This is a genomic window from Pirellulales bacterium (genome assembly GCA_036499395.1).
In the GTDB taxonomy this organism is placed as follows: domain Bacteria; phylum Planctomycetota; class Planctomycetia; order Pirellulales; family JACPPG01; genus JACPPG01.
In genome coordinates this window covers 1-17,478 of record DASYDW010000087.1, presented here as the reverse complement: position 1 = coordinate 17,478, position 17,478 = coordinate 1, and the positions used below count along the sequence as shown (strand labels likewise).

Here is a 17,478-nt window from a genome sequence, read left to right as displayed (position 1 = left end):
AACGCTTTTGCGTGCCGAATTCCTCGTCTGCCCACCCGATAGTCCTCTCGCCCGCATGAAGCCCGCCCCATGCAATCACCTGCCCGACGCGACCTGGTCGAAGATCTTTTTCTGCCCACCCTATTGTTCGTGGCGCTCGGCGGCATGACGTGGGCCGTGCGTGGGTGCTCCGGCTTTGGTGCCTCGGTCGGTTGTATTTTCGCCGGCGTAACGTGGGGCGCCGCGTGGTGGTTCATCGCACGCAACCCAAACGGCGAGCCAACGCGCCGCTACGCATCGGGCTGGATCGTGTTGGCCGTCACGGTCGGCATGGGCATCGCCGGCGCGCGCGGTTGGATGCAATGGCCCAGCTTCTTCGAAGGAAAGATGGTCACCAATGCCGCCGCCGGTGAATCGGTACCGATCTCGCGGGCCTATGGCTTTCTGTGGTTATTCATCGCCGGCGTGCCATGGGCCGGCGTCAGCGCCTGCCTGCTGGCGTGGTGCGGTTCGCAACGCACGACGCGCGTCTGGCATTGGGTCATTCGCCTGGCCTGCGGAATCGGCGGAGCGTATCTCGCGCGTTATCTGTTCGACGCGTACCCGCAATACTTCTTGCCGATGTACGACGAGTTCGCCGATCGTTACCGCGACCTCGAACAGAATCCAACCCTGCGCCGATTGATCAACGATTGCGGATCGGCGCTGTTCCACGTGGGGCTGTACCTCGGATTGCTGCTCTTCGAGCTCGCGCGGCGCGATTGGAAAAACGTCGTGCTGATACTGACCGTCGGCATCGTCAATGGGGCAGGCTGGGCCGCGTGCCAGAATTGGAAATGGGCCCCCGACGTCTGGCCGGGCGCGAGTTTCAACTGGTGGCGCTGTTGGGAATCGTCAGGTGGGCTGAGCATCGGCGTGGCCCTGGGTCTGGCCTACTTTCTGGTCAATGGTCGCATGTCACCGGCCGAGCAAGCCATCGTGCGTTCGCGCCGCTCGATCACAGGGCCGAACCTGGAATGGTTGGCCGTTTACCTTTTGCTCACGGCGTGGTTCGGTTTTTTGCTCCTCTCAGCAGGACGACTGTGGGGTCAGTTGTACTTCGGAACGGCTGTCGTATTCGGCATCGCTTACTACTTGCTGCGCCGAAACGCGTACGCGCGCGAACCTGAACCCGATACTGAGGCGTACGGCGATCCCAACCTCGAACGCTGGGGCCTGTACGTGGGACTGCTTTACGGGCTGGGCATTTCGCTCCGCGCCGGCCTGAAGGGGTGGTTCAACATTTATTACGGCAACGAGGATTATTACAGCGCCCAGTTGTGGCGCATCTTCGGACCGTGCTTTCTGGCGATACTGATCGCGATCTGTGCATGCACGCTCTTCTGGCCGCGCCCGAGAAACTTCCGCGGCAATCTCTTCCCGCGCGCCGGCTGGCTGATGGCACTGGTTCTGGTGCAGCAGAACGTCATCGCGCAACTCATCACCGGCCCGTTAGACCAGTGGAACGAAGCGGCATTCAGCATCTACTACGTACTCTTGTTCGCGATCACGGTGCCGATCGTGCTGTATTACACGCTGCGACAACGCCTGCTCGCAGAATAACGCGTCGCCCGCGTATCGATCGGTCTCGCGGCCTGCTTTTGCTCAAAAAGTGCGCGATGGCGCCCGATTTCCCTGGTTCTCGCCAGGCGTTAAGATCAGCGGCGGCGCACGCTGGCCGGTTGCCTGCGCGCGGTCCGTTCTCGACCCCTCTGTAACCCGTCAGGATTAATGATGGCGATCGTCTCGGTATTCGCGAGCATCTGCCTGTTGGCGCTGGTGCTGCTGGATGGTTTCGAGACGATGGTCCTGCCGCGGCGCGTCACGCGACGGTTACGGCTGACGCGTATCTTCTATCGCACGCTGTGGATTCCTTGGCGCTTTATCGCGCTGCGGCTTTCGCCGGGCCGGATGCGCGAAGGGTTTCTCAGCGTTTTTGGCCCGATGTCGATCCTGATGCTGTTCGCGTGTTGGATGGGGGGCCTGACGCTGGCCTTCGCCTGGTTGCACTGGTCTCTCGGGACGGTGTTGCACATGCCCGGCAACGAAGCGATCACCTTGGGCTCTTACCTGTACCTGAGCGGTACAACGATCTTTACCCTAGGCTTCGGCGACCTGGTACCGCTGAATTCGATTGGCCGTTTCCTGGCCGTGGTCGAAGCCGGGACTGGTTTCGGTTTTCTGGCCGTGGTGATCGGCTATTTGCCGGTGTTGTATCAGGCCTTTTCGCGGCGCGAGACCATCATCTCGATGCTCGACGCCCGGGCCGGCTCGCCTCCGTCAGGCGGCGCACTGTTGGTGCGCGCCGCGGTGAGCCACGACGTCGAGGCGATTCGCCGGCTGCTGCAAGATTTGGAGCAATGGTCGGCCGAAGTTCTGGAAAGCCATTTGTCGTTCCCGGTGCTGAGCTACTATCGCTCGCAACACGACAATCAATCCTGGCTGGCGGCCCTCACCGCGGCTCTCGACGCCTGCGCGCTATTGATCGCGATGGTTAAAGGCGTGGCCATCTACCAGGCGCAGCTCACCTTCGCTATGTCCCGGCATGCGGCCGTCGACCTAGTGCTGGTCTTCCACGTCCCTCCGCAGATCGAGGTCGATCGTCGCCTCTCAAGCACGGCCCTGGAACATCTACGGGACGAGCTGCAGAAGGCGGGCATCCAACTGCACGACGAGGAGACAGCCCGCGCCAAGTACGCCGAATTACGGGCGATGTACGAGCCGTTTCTCTTAGCGCTGGGATCGAATTTCGTGTTCGCCGTACCCCCGGTGTATCGCGAAGTCGAAACGGTCGACAACTGGCAAACCAGCGCCTGGATGCGCCGCACCGCCGGCATCGGCAAACTGCACGCCCCACCCCGCGACGACCATTTTGCCTAGCAACAAAGTCGGCACAGGGCAGTGACGGAAATGCAGAATGATCAGTGCGAATCGCCGAGCAAAGGCGCCTTTTCTACTCAGCGATTCGAACTCATTGCTCAGCACTTCGCGCTCCGCTCTTCTCACGCGGCGCTTCTGTACTGCCGCTCTAACGTGGCGTAACGGTCGTTGTGCGACATCAGCTCCGCCGGGGTGCCTTGCTCGATGATCCGTCCGTTTTCCAAAACCAGCACCAGGTCGGCGTTACGAATTGTGCTCAAGCGATGTGCCACGATAAAGCTGGTTCGCCCGGCGATCAGCCGCGATAGGGCCTGGCTGATGCGATGCTCGGTGAATATGTCGATGGCGCTCGTGGCTTCGTCGAGGATCAGGATCGCCGGATCGGCCAGCATCGCTCGTCCGAAGCAAACCAACTGCCGTTGCCCCAGTGACAGATTCCGTCCACATTCCCCCACATCCGCGTGCAGGCCACCGGGCAGCGCCTCTAGGAAATCGTGGCAGCCCAGCTTTTCGAGCGACGCGGCGACCTCTTCGTCGGTCGCCTCGGGCCGGCCAAAGCGAATGTTGTCCGCTACCGAGCCGCAGAAGAGGAAGTTCTGCTGCTGCACGATTCCCATCTGTCGATGCAACGAAAAGGATTGCAGGTCGCGTATGTCGTGTTCGTCGATCAAGACGCGCCCACTGGTCGGCAAATAGAATTTAGCGATCAGGTTGATGATCGAACTCTTGCCGCTGCCGGTATGCCCGACCAGCGCGATGCATTGCCCTGGTTCGGCCTTGAAACTGATTTCTTCGAGGACCAGCCGGTTTTCCTGGTAGGCGAACGACACATCCTCGAAGACGACCTCGCCTGCGATCCGCGCGACGGGTCGGGCCGCGGGAGAGTCAATCCAGTCGGGCTCGACGGCCAGGAAGCGTCGCACACGGTCCGCGCCAGCCAGCGTCAGAATCGCCTGGTTGTATTGATCTCCCAGCGTCTGAATGGGCGCGAAAAAGATGTTCGCCAGAAACATGAACTGGATCAATTCGCCCGCCGGCGCGCCGATCCCCGGCGTCAGGACCCGATAGCCGCCGAGAATCAAAATCGAAGCCAGAAACGCTTGGCTGTTGAATTCCAGTAGCGGCACGAACACGCCCGCCGAGCGCGCCGCCTCCATGTTGTAGACCGAATGATCGGCCACCAAATCTCGGAACAGGCGAGCGCTGGTTTCCTGCCTAGCAAAGCCCTGAGTGACATGCACGCCATGCACCGCCTCGACCAGCCTCGCCGTGACACGGCTGAAGCTTTCCTGCACCGCCCGGTGCGCATTACTCAGCCGGCCGCGAAATCGATAGTTCAACCATCCCAACACCGGCCCCATGGCAGCCACGACCAGAAACAGCACTGGGTCGTACCACAGCATCAACGTCGAGGCGACCAGCATCTGACCCAGGCCCACCAGGCTGGTGAACACCACATCCTGCACGCCGGCCCGCACCGCCTCGGTATCGGACGTCATGCGGCTGATCACGCTTCCCAGCTTCGTGCGATTGAAAAAGCTGGAGGTCATCTGCTGCAGATGCAGGAAAATCGCCTCACGCAAGTCGTGGACGACGCATTCCCCCAGCTCTAGAGCCAAGCGCTGGCGAAAGTGAAAGCAGATATTCGTCGCAGCCGCTAGAACGACGTATGTCGCTACGCCGATCGCTAATCCATTCAACGAATGCCTTGCGATCGGACCACTGACCACATAGCCGGTCACCCAGGCGAGCGCCGCTAATTGCATCGAGCGAATCACAACCAGCACCAACAGCGTGTTGCGCTTGCGGGCGTAGGGCCCGGTGAAGCCATACAGCCAGCGCATCGTTTTCAGGCCGGGAGGGGGCGCTGAATCGTACTCATCATCGCCCGCAAGAGCGGGGAGTGTTGGGCAGTGTCTCCGCTTTAGTTTTTCGCGCCCTAACGCGGTTGTCGACATGATTCGTGTGGGGTTCGTTGCTGTTCGAGGTGAAGGATTTGTCAATCGAATGCGCCGCGCGTGATCGTCGCAGTGTTTTCAGGCGTAGCACGCGGCTTGTTCGGCGTGCAGTCGCGTGACCTGGCAATAATGTCCTGCACAGCGCGACAGCTCGTCGTGTGATCCGGCTTCGACAATGCACCCCTGGTCCATGACCAGCACCAGGTCGGCCCGTTGCAAAACAGCCGGGCGGTGCGTAACGATGATCGACGTGCGCCCCTGCATGGCCCGATCAATGGCCTCCAGGATCTCGTGTTCGGTTTGCGCATCGACAGCGGCCGTGGGATCGTCCAACAGCAGGATTGGCGGCTCGAGCAGCACGGCCCGGGCAATCGCTAGACGTTGCCGCTGGCCGCCGGACAGATTGCTCCCTTCCTCGGCGAGCCAGGTGTCGTAACCGTCGGGCAGTTGGCGAATGAATTGATCGGCGGCGGCAATTTTGGCAGCGCGTTCGATTTGCTCGCGCGTCGCCTGCGGATGGCCAAACGCGATGTTGGCCGCCACGGTATCGCTGAACAAGAACGTCTCTTGAAAAACCAACCCTACGGCGCGGCGCAAATCTTCGAGCGCCAATGCCCGCACGTCGATTCCATCGACCAGCACGCGTCCCTCGCCAGGATCGCAAAACCGCGGTACCAGGTGCAATAGCGAGCTCTTGCCGCAACCGGTCGCGCCGAGGATGGCAACGCGCTGTCCCGGCCGGATGCGCAGGTCGACGTCGGACAAGACGGGCTCGCCCGCCTGATAATGAAACGACACGTTTTCGAAAGTGATCGAACCGCGCGGCGTGGGCAGCCGGCGCGGAAACGGCGGCGAATGAATCTCGACCGGCGCATCCAGCACCTCGAACACGCGCCTCGCACCGGCCAGGCTCTGCTGCATGCTATTCAGCACGTTCACCATCTTGCTGACCTGTCCCGAGAACTGCTGCAGCAATCCGGAGAAAACAATCAGCCCGGCGCCTAACGGCAATCCGTCCGTAGTGACCAGATATCCGCCGTAGCCCAGCAGCACCGCCAGGTTCAAAGTCGACAGGAATTCACTCGTCGGCGTGAACAGGCTTAGCCGCCAGAAGATGTATTTCTGCTGTGCCTGGACGTCGTCGTTGGCGCGGCGAAAGCGCTGGATCTGATCCGCCTCGCGCGCGAAGCCGCGCACCACGCGCATCCCGCGCACGTTCTCGGAAAGAACCTGGATCAACCGGTCCATCAAGGTCCGATTGTGATCGTAGGCTGGTCGCACGACGCGGCAGAACGTCGCGGCCACGAACCACAACACCGGCATGGTGGCCAGACAGGCCAACGAAAGGCCGGCATGAATCCGCAGCATGTAGGTCAGATAGACCGTCAACGACAGCAGCAGGATGACCAGTTGCAGGACCATCCCCTCGACGAACTGCCGCACCGATTGCGCATCGCTCGTAACGCGATTGATGATCGAGGTCGTCGAGTTCGTGCGAAAGAAGCGGCTGCTCAGGTCGTGCAGCTTTTCATAAATCGCGGCTCGCAGTTCGACCACGATCTGCTGCTGCACCAGCCGCGCCGAGGCCACGGCATGAAAGTAATTCAACACCGCGCGCAGACTTGCCAACAGCAGCACCAGGCCCGCCAGACCCAAGACTTGCGCGAGCGCCGACCAACCCACGGGCTGCGAAAGCCAGCGAGGCCAATCGGGCGCCGGGCTGGTCGTGTCCACCTCGTGACGAATGACATCGATCGCCAGTCCCGTCAGCCCTAGCCCCGCCAGGGCCAGCGCCAACAGCGCGATCTGCTGCGCAAGCAGCGTGCAGCATCCCCAGCGATGGCGCCACGCAAGCCGGAGCATGCGCGCCGTGAGCGCCAGCGTCGACGAAGACGTTTCAGGATCGGACGAGTGGATGGTAGACAAAACGCTTACTGGCTCAGCTTGCCAGCCGGCGAACATTCGACCGCAATTGCGGGCCCCAGATGTTCGCGACCGGCGGAGAAAAAAAGGAATCTGTTCCAACTCGGGGGGCGATACTCTAGTCGCACTTCGCCCGAGGGTACAGGCTGAAATCTGGGGCATTTAGCGGAGCTAGTGAGAGCGGTCGAAAGAGCCAATCGCCGCAACCTCGGCAAAGAGTTTGCCGGGAGGTCCCTTAGAAAACGCGGGGCAGTTGGGAACTATTCCTTCGGCGGTTCGGGGGAGAAGACCGCCGGCTCTGCCTGCTCGCGCAGCGGCTTGCCGGCCTGATACAGCGTGAGCCGCTGGCGCGCGATGTCGGCGGCGGTGCTGTTACGGTCAGCCTCGGCCCGCCGCAAAACGTGCTGCATTTGCTTCACGGCCTCGGCAAAGTTTGCGGTCTCGGCAAGTGCGGCGGCCAGCGTGTCGATCAGGCTCCATTGATCGTAATCGACCCCTTGCGCCAGTTGCATTGCCCAGCGCAACGCCTCTTGACCATCGCGGTCGGCATCGACGGGGCTGGTCGCCAAAATCCGGGCGTAGCTGTTGATCCAATCGCGGTTCCGCGGCGCGTCAGCCAATCCGGGCGAGAGCTCTAATGCCTTGCGCAGTTGGGGCGCGGCCTCACTGTTGCGATGCAGCGCCAGTAATTCCCTCCCCAAAATTGTGCGGAACAGCGAGTTCTTGGGATCGATCTCGACTGCCGGACGAAAGATGGCCACCGCATCAGCACTGCGTCCCAGTGACTTGTAGCAATTGAACAGCGCCACGCGCGAGTCGACGCGTTGTGGTTGTTCGTTGATCCAGCCCTCGAGCACGCGCACCGCCTCGTTCGCCTTATTCATTTTGAGGTACACGTTCGCCAGAGCGCGATAAGCCTGCGATAAGCTCGGATCTTTGGCGATCGCGTCTTGCAATAGCTTGATGGCGGGCTCGTAGTTTTCGAAGTCATATTGCTCGAGCGCCAGGGCCACCTGGTAGGGACCGCTTTCCGGCGGCGCGCCGATCAGCTCGCCCAGCCGCGCGCTCCACTTCGCATGTGGCAAGCGCATCAGTCGCACGCGAGCACTCAATGCGTCGGGCAGTTCTTTGAACAGATGCAACGGGGCGTTGAACTCGAGCGCCAGGTTCAGATCTGTGTTGATCTTTTGCGAACTGTCCTTCTTCACCATTTGATCCAGCATCTCCTGATCGATCGTGTACCGCGCCAAGAGCAGCGTTCGCACATCGTTGGTGTTGAACCATTGCTGCCAATCGAAGCTGATATCGGCCGATGTATCGATCTGCTGTTGCAAGGCATCGAGCTGTGCCGTATCCGGCGCCAGCGGCCGGTCCGAAGCCAGCAGGATCGTATCCGCCCCGGACGTCAGCGTTATCAATCCGCAATGCGGAAACACCGTTCGCATCGTGCGCACGATCATCAAGTAGTCGGAAAGCGCGATGTTATAGGTCTGAATCCACTGGGCGAGCACACCCCCCGGGCGCAATCGCGCCTTGGCGGCCGCAAAAAACTCTTCCGTAAACAAGTTCGACACGCCGGCCAGCCACGGATTCGATGGCTCGGAAATAATCAGGTCGTACTCGGCGATGCCTCCCTGTAACTGGCCTCGCCCGTCACCGAGCACGACGCGGTACACGGCTTCGGCCGTGATTTGCTCTTCGCTACGGCGGCGTTCCGGGGATAATGTCGCGTTCTGCTGCTCCAGGTGGCCGCGCGTGCGGGCCAGCGGACGATGATTGACCCGTTCGAAAAACGGTTCCGCGCCAATGACCGCCGGTTCGATTTCGCAAGTCGTCACGCGGGTGTCGGGGAACAGCAGGCTGGTGCCCGACGTCGTGCCGCTGCCAAAGCCGATCACCAGCACGTCGCGCGCTTCTGGTTGAAAGATGCGCGGAATGTAGGCCAGCCCCAACTGGGTGACCATGTCCGACAGATCGCCGGCGTCGACTTTGCCATTCACCCGCAGGCTGACATTGCTTCCATAGGTTACGACCGCCACACTGCTCGAGGGCCCTTCGACGAAATACGGGCAATCGATGATGTCGATCGCCCCCTCCTGGCTGCCGTACATGTACAGACCCAGATTCGTGCGCAGCGGGTCCAGCGGAAGCGAGATGCCGAACACTATCACGGATAGCGCCAGTGCCGAGCCTGCCGCGGTCATTCGCTCGCGGCCGGTGCCCAAGGGCAGCACGAGCAGCAGCGCCACCAGGTACGACGCCATCGCCAGGCCCATCGCGCCGGCCGTGCCGATTCTGGGAAACAGCACTACGGCGGTCAGCGTTGCTCCGGCAATCGAACCGAACGTATTCCAAGCATAGACATTGCCGACCGCGCGCCCGACGTGAGCAGCACGTTCGTGCGTCAAATCGACAAACAGCGGAAACAAAATTCCCATCGCCACCGACGGCAAAAACTCGACGATCGCGGCCACTAAGATGCACAGGCCGGCATTGCCCATCAAAGTCTCTCGCATCGCGCGGTGGTCGCCGGCGTAGGCCGATAACCAGGGCAGAAATAACTTGCCCGCGAAACAGGTCACCGCCAAACCGAAGATCACAAAGATCGGCAACATGCGATCGGCGACTACGCCGCGCACGCGCAAGTGAAACAGCAAACTGCCCGTCGCAATGCCGACCAGCACGACAAACAAGGTCGCGCTATAAGCATACGTCGAGCCCCCCAGCACGAGCGCCAACTGCCGGCTCCAGGTCATTTCAAGAATCAACGCGCCCAGGCCGGTCAAAGCCACGGCCAGGTACAGCCCTGCCAGCGAGATCGGGCGCTCCTGCTGAACATCCGTGCCGGTTTCCGTCGGCCGCGGCGGTGTGCTCGTTGCGGACCGAACCGTCACAGATCGGCTGACAAGTAGTGCGGCGGCGCCGATCGCCAGGTTCAGCATCGCCGTCGCGTTGTTCGTGGGCAGCAGTCCCCAGGCCGGCAGAAGCTGGAAGCCGGTCAAGAAACAGCCCGCGGCGGCGCCAAATGTATTGAGGGCGTACAGCCAGCCCGTTACCTGGTCGAGCGCTCCGTCGCGCGCCGTCAGCTCGCGCGTCAACAGCGGCAGCGTCGCTCCCATCAACACACACGGCGGACCGACGACCAGCAGCGTAACGACAAACTGCACGAGGAATCGCGCCAGCGGCTCATCCGGCAAGTGCGAATAAAATCCGGCCGAAACGTGAATCAGCCACTGAATCTGATACGGAATCAGAAGCGCTACCAGGCCGATCGCCACTTCGCACGCCCCATACCAGCGCAACGGCCGGAGGATGCGATCGGCCAGCCGTCCCGCCAGGTAAGCGCCCAGCCCAAGCCCGAAAAGAAACGACCCGCCGACGGCCGCAAACGCCAGGCTCGAACTGCCCCACACATGGGCGAAGCGCTTGAACCAGATCACCTGATAGGCCAGGCCCGTGCCGCCCGACAGAAAGAACATCAACGACGCCAGCCAGAATAGTCGCGACGAAACCTGACTCTGAGAAGGCTTTTTCTTCATCGAGCGTGCGAACTGGACCGAAGCGCGAAGGCGCGGAACGGGATACGCGAAGACAAGCACCCGGCGTGCGAGCAGCCACCCCCGGCGTAGTGATGCCGGGCGCAGGAAATTCCATGATAGGCAGCGCTACTGTCCGTGTCGACCGGCCGGCGCGGACCACAAATAGGCCGCGCACGAAGAGGCCAAGGCCTATTCACCACCGACCAGCGATTGGTGATCGTTGGATTGCTTCACCTGCCACAGCCGGCGCTCGAAGCTATCGATCAAATCGATCAATCGATCGACGGCCTTTTCCTTGGCTTCGATGAAACTCTCGGCCGTCTCCAGGCGGCCATTGGTTTTCGGCTTCTCGGTCGAAATGCGCAAGTCATCGTGTTCGACCACGATGTAATAGGTGCCGGAGTCGCCGCCCGGCGTACTCTTGCGCGCCGCGGGAGTGCGCAGCGCGATGGGCCCCTTCTTCGCAGCCGGTTTCGCAGCCGCGATTGGCTTCGCGGACTTGCCTTCCTTTTTCGCAGGCGCGGACTTCGCGTTGTCGTTCACGGTCGGGACCTTCGCAGCCACGCTCTTGGCGGACGCTGTTTTGGTAGGGGCCGACTTCGCAGACGATTGTTTTGCTGGCGCTGGCTTAACTGCCGCGCTCTTCGCGGCGCTTCGTTTCGGGCTTGGCGCTTTTCCAGCCATGTAACTTTGTCCTTTTTCGACTGTAGAGCTGCGAACGATCACGGCCGCGAGTGCCGGCGCGACAAAATGCTCGGTCCAACATTCTTAGGGCCGGCCACGGCTGGAACAGCCGCCTGACTGCAAACGAGTGTAGCTTACGGAATGGGGCGCCGAAATCACCCCACCCGCCACGGCGAACAGCCGCACTTTCTCGGACCAAACCCGGCGTTGGAATCGGAAGGCGGCGTGCCGCGAGAATCCCCCCTTGACCGGCCAGCCAGGGTCTTGCCTGACCGACGAAACAGGACCATAACAATCGGCGACGCCGCACGCCGCGATCACGCGCGTGTCGGGCGGGTCTAAACTTCATTGCAGCAAAGGAAATCTTTCATGGGCGAGTGGCTCGAAGAGGGGAAAGCGGCGCCAGACTTCACCCTTGCGGCTGACGATGGCAGAAAAGTGAGCCTCAAGGCCCTCCGCGGCCAGCCGGTCGTTCTCTATTTCTATCCGCGCGATGACACGCCGGGCTGCACCAAGGAGGCGTGCGCCTTCCGCGATCGCAAGAAAGAACTCGCCAAGCTCGGCGCGCATGTTCTGGGCGTCAGCACCGACGACGTGGCCAGCCATGAGAAATTTCGCGACAAGTACGAGCTGAACTTCCCCCTGCTGGCTGACGTCGACCACAAGGTGTCCGAAAAGTTCGGCGCCTGGCGCGAAAAAAACATGTACGGTAAGAAGTCGATGGGCATCCAACGCTCGACGTACTTGATCGACGCCGAAGGCAAGATCGCCAGGATTTGGAAAAAGGTCTCGGTCGATGGCCACGACGATGCCGTGCTGGCAGAACTCAAGAAGCTCGAGGGTAAATAATTATCCTTCGCTGCAACACGCGCGCAAGATCGGACTTCGTTTCTTTCATTAATATCTGCCACGCCGAACGAGCTTCTCATGCATCGACATCTGCTGAACCTGGCATTGCTAATCTGCTGCACATTCGCCACCGGTCGCCATGCCCTGGCCCAGCGGCCAACTCCGCCCGCGCGCGACCCGCATACGCCTGGCTTCGTCCAAGCCAAGGAGCTGCCTGATGGCGAAGTGCCGCCGATCGATGCCGAAGGAAACTTCATCATCGGGGCGACGCACAAGCCGGCGCCGGAAATGGTCGTGCAGCTCCACGTGCCGCAAGGGACCGTACACAACCTGACGATGAACTCGACCGATAGCAAAATCTATCCCGGCATCGCCCGCGAAAAGAACACCTCAGGCATGCCCGACCCTGACAATCCGGCGCGGATGATCGTGTCCACCAGCCACCCGGCTCCTTACACGCGTCGCGTCGCGGTCTATGTGCCGCAGCAATATCAGTCCGGCACGGTCGCGCCGTTCATTGTCGGCGCGGACGGGCCCGACAAGCTGTTGTTCACGGCGCTCGACAATTTGATCGCACAGAAAAAGGTCCCTGTGATGATCGCCATCTCGATCGGCAACGGCAGCGGCGACGCGCAAGGCAGCCAGCGGGGCCTGGAATACGACACCATGTCCGGCCTGTATGCCGAATTCGTCGAAAGCGAAGTCCTGCCGCTGGTCGAGAAGCAATGCAACGTGAAGCTCACAAAAGATCCCGACGCTCGGGCCACGATGGGTTGTAGCTCGGGCGGTTCCTGCGCGCTGGCCATGGCTTGGTACCGGCCGGACCTTTATCACCGTGTGCTCACCTACTCAGGCACGTACGTGAACCAGCAATGGCCGTACAACCCCGAGACGCCACACGGCGCGTGGGGATTCCACAAAGAACTAATTCCCAGTAGTCCGGCGAAACCACTGCGTCTGTGGCTCGAGATCAGCGACCGCGACCTGCTGAATCCCAACTCGATGCGCGACGACATGCACGATTGGGTCTTGGCCAACGAGAACATGGCGAAAGTCCTGGCCGACAAGGGCTACCACTACCAGTTCGTCTTCGCCCGCAACGCCGTCCACTGCGACGGCGGCGTCAAGCAACAGACATTGCCCAAGGCGCTGCAATGGCTATGGCAAGGCTACGCTGCGAACGACGCGAAGTAGAATCAATGCTCGAAATCCATCTCCACGCCAAAATGGTGCGCAAATGATCTCAACGGCGGCGCGATTCTTCTGGATGGCCTCGGCGTGTCTCGTCTTGCTCTGCGGTAATGTTGCCGTCGGCCGCGCCGCTGAGCTTAAGGCCGGCGTGGCGCGCGTCGATCTGACGCCGCCGCTGGAGTTCAATGTGCCGCTGGGGGGTTATGGCGAACGGATGAACCGCCCCGCGCAGGGCATCCACGATCGCATTTTCGCCAAGGCGATTGTACTGACCGCGGGGCAGCAGAAGTTCGCGCTCGTCTCGATCGACATTGTCGGCCTGCCGCCGACCTTGAAGCCCGAGCTGCTCGAGCGGTTGGGGGCCGGCTGGTCCGCCGAGCAGATCATGCTCCTTCCCAGCCATTCGCACACCAGCATCGAGATGAACGCGATCAACCCGCGCAATACATTTCAGGTGCCGCAAATCGGCATCTACAACGCGCGCGTCCACAAGTTCGTGCTCGACAGACTCGTCGAACTAATTCACCAAGCCGAGCAACAGCCGGTTGATGTCTCGGTCGGTACGTCCACGGTGTCGATCGAGGGATGGAATCGCAACCGTCGTGGCGGCACAGTCACGGATCGTGATCTGACCGTCACCCGCATCGATACGAAGCAGGGAAAGCCGCTGGCGGTATTAGTCAACTTCACGGCGCATCCGACATTCATGAACGAGCAGGACATGCTATTCTCGGGCGATTGGCCAGGCCATCTGCAGCGCACCATCGAATCGCTCATCGGCGAGGGCGCTACCGTGATGTACTACAACGGCGCCGAAGGGGATCAGGCTCCTATCGGTCGCGCGGAGGACGGAACCAGCCGGTGGGAACGGGCCGAGCGTTACGGCCGCGAGCTGGGCATCGTCGCCTGGAAACAATGGCAAACGACGAAAGCCTCGCCCGATGTGCGGTTCGCCTATCACGCGCACACCATCCCGCTCCCCGCGCGCACCTGGCATCCCGACTTCATGAAAACCGGCGGCGCGGAATACGGCCTGACCGAAAAACTGTTCAAGGAAATGCTCCCTGTGCTATTCCCCGACAACGCCGATAGCATCGCGCTGCGCTTGGGGGATTTGCTGATCGTGGGGGTCCCGGGCGAGATGGCCGCGTCGCTGGGCATGAAAATCAAGAGCGAAGCAGGCCGCATCACCGGTGCAAAAAACCCGGTGATCGGTGGGCTGGCCGACCAGTGGATCAGCTACATGCTCCCGGCCGATGAATACCGCCGCGGCGGCTACGAATCGAGCGTCAGCTTCTACGGCGAGACGCTGGGGGACACGATCGTCACCGGCGCCATCGCGGGCGTTCAGGAAATGGCGAAGTAGATCGCTGCCGATTACGTGCGAAATAAGCGCACATGCCGCTTGGCGCTACTTGTTTCCTGCAGGCTTCTCCAGCTCGAACGGAAAGATGACCTTCCAATCGGACTTCATGCTGACGACGGTCCAGCCATTCTTCGGCGCCGCGGCAAGTGCCTTATCGAGCTGGCCCACCAACGACGGATGGTCATACGCATATTCCCGCACGCCATCGGTGTGATGCACCAGCAGGCCAAAGCGCGGCCCGTCACCGCCGGTCGTGTACTGGAGCATTTCCAAATCACCATCCGAGTTGCCGAACGCGATTACGGGCCGGCGGCCGATCACGGTGTTGATCCCCACCGGCTTGCCGGGACCGTCATCCACAAATCGCAACTTCGGCAGACGGACGAGCACCGGCCGACCGTCGCGCATTTCAAATTCCACGACGCCGGTAGTGCCGATTACTTGCTCGGGCGGGATGCCATAGGTCTGGTCGGCAAAGTTGCGCATGAATTCCGCGCCGCCTCCTGAGACGATAAACGTCTTGAAATCGTTGGCCCGCAAGTAGGCCAGCAATTCCAGCATCGGTTGATAGACGCAGCTTGTGTACGGCACGTCGAATCGGGGATGCCGGGCCGTGCGCAGCCACGCGCGGACGATATCGTTGAATTCGACGGTCGTCATGCCGGAATGCGTGACGGCCACGACATCCAGCAATAGCTTCTCGCCACCGTCAGCAAGCACACGCCGATCGTCGTTGATAATGGATTTGAACGGTTCCTTCTCTTTCCAGTCTGGATGCTGCGGCGCAAGCGCCTTGATACGGTCGAAGGCGAACAATTCCTGAAAATAAACCGGCTGCTCGCACCAAAGCGTGCCGTCATTGTCGAACGTGGCAATTCGCTCCGGCTTCGGGACGAAGTCGGGGCCATCTTCGCGCGTAACCTTCGCGACGAATTCCAAGATGGCCTGCTTCTTCGATCCCTCGTTCCAGGAAGGGAGAGGATCCGCCGCGAGTCCCGACGAGACCAGCAAAGCCACGAAGACCATCGCCGCAACGCAGACGACACACCGCATAACACTTAACCTCCGAAATCACTTCCCCACAAATCTCTGTGGCCTCGGTGAACTCCGTGGCCGGCCTTCCTCTTATTGAAATTAGCCACCGAGGGCACAGAGATCACTGAGAAGGGATCATGATAGATTCAAAAACCAACGCTATCCCATTGATTTCAATAAATATCCGCTCTGTGGCCTCGGTGTGCTCGATGGCTAAACTTCTTACTAGATCCGTCGTCGGGCGGTGTAGGATAGCTGGTCGTGGCGGGATGGCCCCTCCTGGTTTAGAATCCAAGTGCCTGGGCGGACGATCACTTTGCCTGCAGGAGCTTGATCGATGGCGCGCACATTACCAATCACGGTCTTACTCGTCGGGCTGAGCTTTGCGCGGTTTGCCTGCGCCGAGGATACAAGCGCTACTGCTTCGGCCGCAACTCCTCCGGTGGTGAATCTTACTGCCGAGACTCCCGCTACGATTCCTTCTGCGACCGCAGAGCAAGTTCACCAGACCGTCGAGCGCGCGATCGGTTATATCCAGGCCGAAAGTGCCTCTTGGCTCAGCACACGTAAGTGTGCCGCCTGCCACCATGCCCCACTCGCGCTGTGGGCACTTGCCGAAGCAGAACGCGACGGCTATCCGATCGACAAGAAATTCGCTGCAGACACCGTCGAGTCGTTGCTGGGAAGCAAAGAGAAGCTGCTCGCCTCGCGAATTTTCCCAAACCCGGCCGATCCTCCCGATTCGCGTCCGCAGGGGCGTGGGCTGAACATGGGACTGCCGTTTCTGGCTGTCGCCGCCCGTGCGTTCTCTGAGCTGACCAATGGGCAAAAGCAAAGCCTGCAATTGATCGCCGACGAAATCGTGTCGAAGCAACAGCCGGATGGATCGTGGGAGTTCTTCGCCGGGCTACGGCGACCGCCGATCAACGAAAGCCAGGCCACAGACGCGGCCTGGATCATCATGGCGCTGGCGGCGGAAACCAGCGACGCTTCGCCCGAGCCGCAGCGCACGGCGCTGACGAAGGCCGTCGCCTGGCTCGACGCCGCTGGGCAAACCGATCTGCACCAGGAAAAAGTGTTCCAGGTGCTGTTGGGCCTGCGTGCCGGCAAACCACGCGAAGCGTTGCAACCCACGGTCGACCAGTTGCTGGCCCTGCAACGCCCCGACGCCGGTTGGAGCCAGACCGTCCCTGAGCCCAAGAGCGACGCTTACGCGACTGGTCAAACGCTGTACGTTCTCTCACTCGCCGGATTCACCGCCGAGCGTCCTGAGATCAAACGAGCGATCGATTTTCTGGTCGCCACGCAGTTGCCCGACGGCACCTGGCCGATGATCTCGCGTTCGACCCCCGACGGCTCGCCCGGCAGCTCGAAACTAATGACGCCGATCCATTGCGCGACCAGCTCGTGGGCCGCGCTTGGGCTGGCGCGCGTGATGCCGAAGGCAAACTAAACGCTATCGCATTGTAACGTCGGTCGACCGCTTACTTCTTTTCCTTCGACCGGAAGGCCGATTCGATCAGCTCCGCCGAGAAGCCGGCGGGCACGGTGCCCTGAGCCGCGTATTGATACACGGCCGCCAGGAAAATCTGCTGCAGCGTGCTGAACGCAATCGCCAGCACGATCAAATACAGCGCGACGGCCGCGCCCACGATCAACAGCGGCCAAAAGCTGTGCGTGCCGGCCGTTGCAAAACCGGCCGCCACTACCGCCAGAAACGCGGGCAACATGAACAGGAACTGCACCGCGCCCAACGATACCTGGCCGACGAGCGATTCGCCCCACGTCTTCCGCAGAATACCGGCCGATCGCTTTACGGCCGCGATCGGTCCCAACTTCTCAGCGGCCAGAATCGGCACCACCATGAACGTCACCGCGGCCCACGCCATGCCAATCAGGCCGATCACGATTTTTCCGGCCAGCGGTAACCGCTCTTCAATGCGTTTTAGGATCAAACCGATCGTCGCCGACAACAAAGCCCAGCCCAGGATCTGCGGCAATCGTGCCAACGCAGCGCTCAGGCCATATCCGATCG

Annotated in this window: 12 protein-coding genes; 6 read left to right on the top strand and 6 right to left on the bottom strand. The window is 61.2% G+C overall.

What is annotated here, in order from left to right:
• The first annotated feature begins 69 nt into the window (after positions 1 to 69).
• Together VGN12_16215 and VGN12_16210 are read left to right on the top strand one after the other, a co-directional pair.
• Complete coding sequence (locus tag VGN12_16215) at positions 70 to 1,581, top strand: hypothetical protein (protein ID HEY4310997.1); 1,512 nt, start codon at positions 70 to 72, stop codon at positions 1,579 to 1,581.
• A 168-nt stretch (positions 1,582 to 1,749) separates the two neighbouring features.
• Positions 1,750 to 2,898 (top strand): potassium channel family protein, encoded by a 1,149-nt coding sequence (locus tag VGN12_16210; protein ID HEY4310996.1) that lies wholly within the window; start codon positions 1,750 to 1,752, stop codon positions 2,896 to 2,898.
• 122 nt (positions 2,899 to 3,020) lie between these two features.
• Here the strand turns inward: VGN12_16210 and VGN12_16205 are convergent, their stop codons facing one another.
• The 4 genes from VGN12_16205 to VGN12_16190 form a co-directional block, all read right to left on the bottom strand.
• A complete protein-coding gene (locus VGN12_16205) occupies positions 3,021 to 4,856 on the bottom strand; it encodes an ABC transporter ATP-binding protein (protein ID HEY4310995.1) in 1,836 nt (611 codons plus the stop codon).
• A gap of 78 nt (positions 4,857 to 4,934) precedes the next feature.
• On the bottom strand, positions 4,935 to 6,782 hold the full coding sequence (locus tag VGN12_16200) for an ABC transporter ATP-binding protein (GenBank protein HEY4310994.1): 1,848 nt from the start codon (positions 6,780 to 6,782) through the stop codon (positions 4,935 to 4,937).
• A gap of 257 nt (positions 6,783 to 7,039) precedes the next feature.
• Positions 7,040 to 10,318 (bottom strand): fused MFS/spermidine synthase, encoded by a 3,279-nt coding sequence (locus VGN12_16195; GenBank protein HEY4310993.1) that lies wholly within the window; start codon positions 10,316 to 10,318, stop codon positions 7,040 to 7,042.
• Positions 10,319 to 10,507: 189 nt separating this feature from the next.
• Positions 10,508 to 10,861: a hypothetical protein gene (locus tag VGN12_16190; protein ID HEY4310992.1), complete on the bottom strand. Its 354-nt coding sequence runs from the start codon at positions 10,859 to 10,861 to the stop codon at positions 10,508 to 10,510.
• A 510-nt stretch (positions 10,862 to 11,371) separates the two neighbouring features.
• Here VGN12_16190 and bcp point away from each other — a divergent pair.
• The 3 genes from bcp (at position 11,372) to VGN12_16175 (ending at position 14,408) form a co-directional block, all read left to right on the top strand.
• Positions 11,372 to 11,851, top strand: a complete 480-nt coding sequence (gene bcp, locus VGN12_16185) for a thioredoxin-dependent thiol peroxidase (protein ID HEY4310991.1) — start codon at positions 11,372 to 11,374, stop codon at positions 11,849 to 11,851.
• A gap of 78 nt (positions 11,852 to 11,929) precedes the next feature.
• Entirely contained in the window at positions 11,930 to 13,045 is a 1,116-nt protein-coding gene (locus VGN12_16180; protein ID HEY4310990.1) for an alpha/beta hydrolase-fold protein, read from the top strand.
• A 43-nt stretch (positions 13,046 to 13,088) separates the two neighbouring features.
• Positions 13,089 to 14,408, top strand: a complete 1,320-nt coding sequence (locus tag VGN12_16175) for a neutral/alkaline non-lysosomal ceramidase N-terminal domain-containing protein (protein ID HEY4310989.1) — start codon at positions 13,089 to 13,091, stop codon at positions 14,406 to 14,408.
• A gap of 45 nt (positions 14,409 to 14,453) precedes the next feature.
• Here the strand turns inward: VGN12_16175 and VGN12_16170 are convergent, their stop codons facing one another.
• Positions 14,454 to 15,461, bottom strand: a complete 1,008-nt coding sequence (locus VGN12_16170; protein HEY4310988.1) for an HAD family hydrolase — start codon at positions 15,459 to 15,461, stop codon at positions 14,454 to 14,456.
• A gap of 319 nt (positions 15,462 to 15,780) precedes the next feature.
• Here VGN12_16170 and VGN12_16165 point away from each other — a divergent pair, with 319 nt between their 5' ends.
• On the top strand, positions 15,781 to 16,896 hold the full coding sequence (locus tag VGN12_16165) for a prenyltransferase/squalene oxidase repeat-containing protein (protein ID HEY4310987.1): 1,116 nt from the start codon (positions 15,781 to 15,783) through the stop codon (positions 16,894 to 16,896).
• Between the two features lie 31 nt (positions 16,897 to 16,927).
• Here the strand turns inward: VGN12_16165 and VGN12_16160 are convergent.
• On the bottom strand, positions 16,928 to 17,478 hold a 551-nt coding region (locus VGN12_16160; GenBank protein ID HEY4310986.1), incomplete at its 5' end, for a DUF6159 family protein.

Excerpts from the sequence above, each read along its gene's own strand:
- VGN12_16215 (HEY4310997.1), top strand. The coding sequence starts at position 70 with ATGCAATCACCTGCCCGACGCGACCTGGTCGAAGATCTTTTTCTGCCC.
- VGN12_16210 (HEY4310996.1), top strand. The coding sequence starts at position 1,750 with ATGATGGCGATCGTCTCGGTATTCGCGAGCATCTGCCTGTTGGCGCTG.
- VGN12_16205 (HEY4310995.1), bottom strand. The coding sequence starts at position 4,856 with ATGTCGACAACCGCGTTAGGGCGCGAAAAACTAAAGCGGAGACACTGC.
- VGN12_16195 (HEY4310993.1), bottom strand. The coding sequence starts at position 10,318 with ATGAAGAAAAAGCCTTCTCAGAGTCAGGTTTCGTCGCGACTATTCTGG.
- bcp (HEY4310991.1), top strand. The coding sequence starts at position 11,372 with ATGGGCGAGTGGCTCGAAGAGGGGAAAGCGGCGCCAGACTTCACCCTT.
- VGN12_16180 (HEY4310990.1), top strand. The coding sequence starts at position 11,930 with ATGCATCGACATCTGCTGAACCTGGCATTGCTAATCTGCTGCACATTC.
- VGN12_16175 (HEY4310989.1), top strand. The coding sequence starts at position 13,089 with ATGATCTCAACGGCGGCGCGATTCTTCTGGATGGCCTCGGCGTGTCTC.
- VGN12_16170 (HEY4310988.1), bottom strand. The coding sequence starts at position 15,461 with ATGCGGTGTGTCGTCTGCGTTGCGGCGATGGTCTTCGTGGCTTTGCTG.
- VGN12_16165 (HEY4310987.1), top strand. The coding sequence starts at position 15,781 with ATGGCGCGCACATTACCAATCACGGTCTTACTCGTCGGGCTGAGCTTT.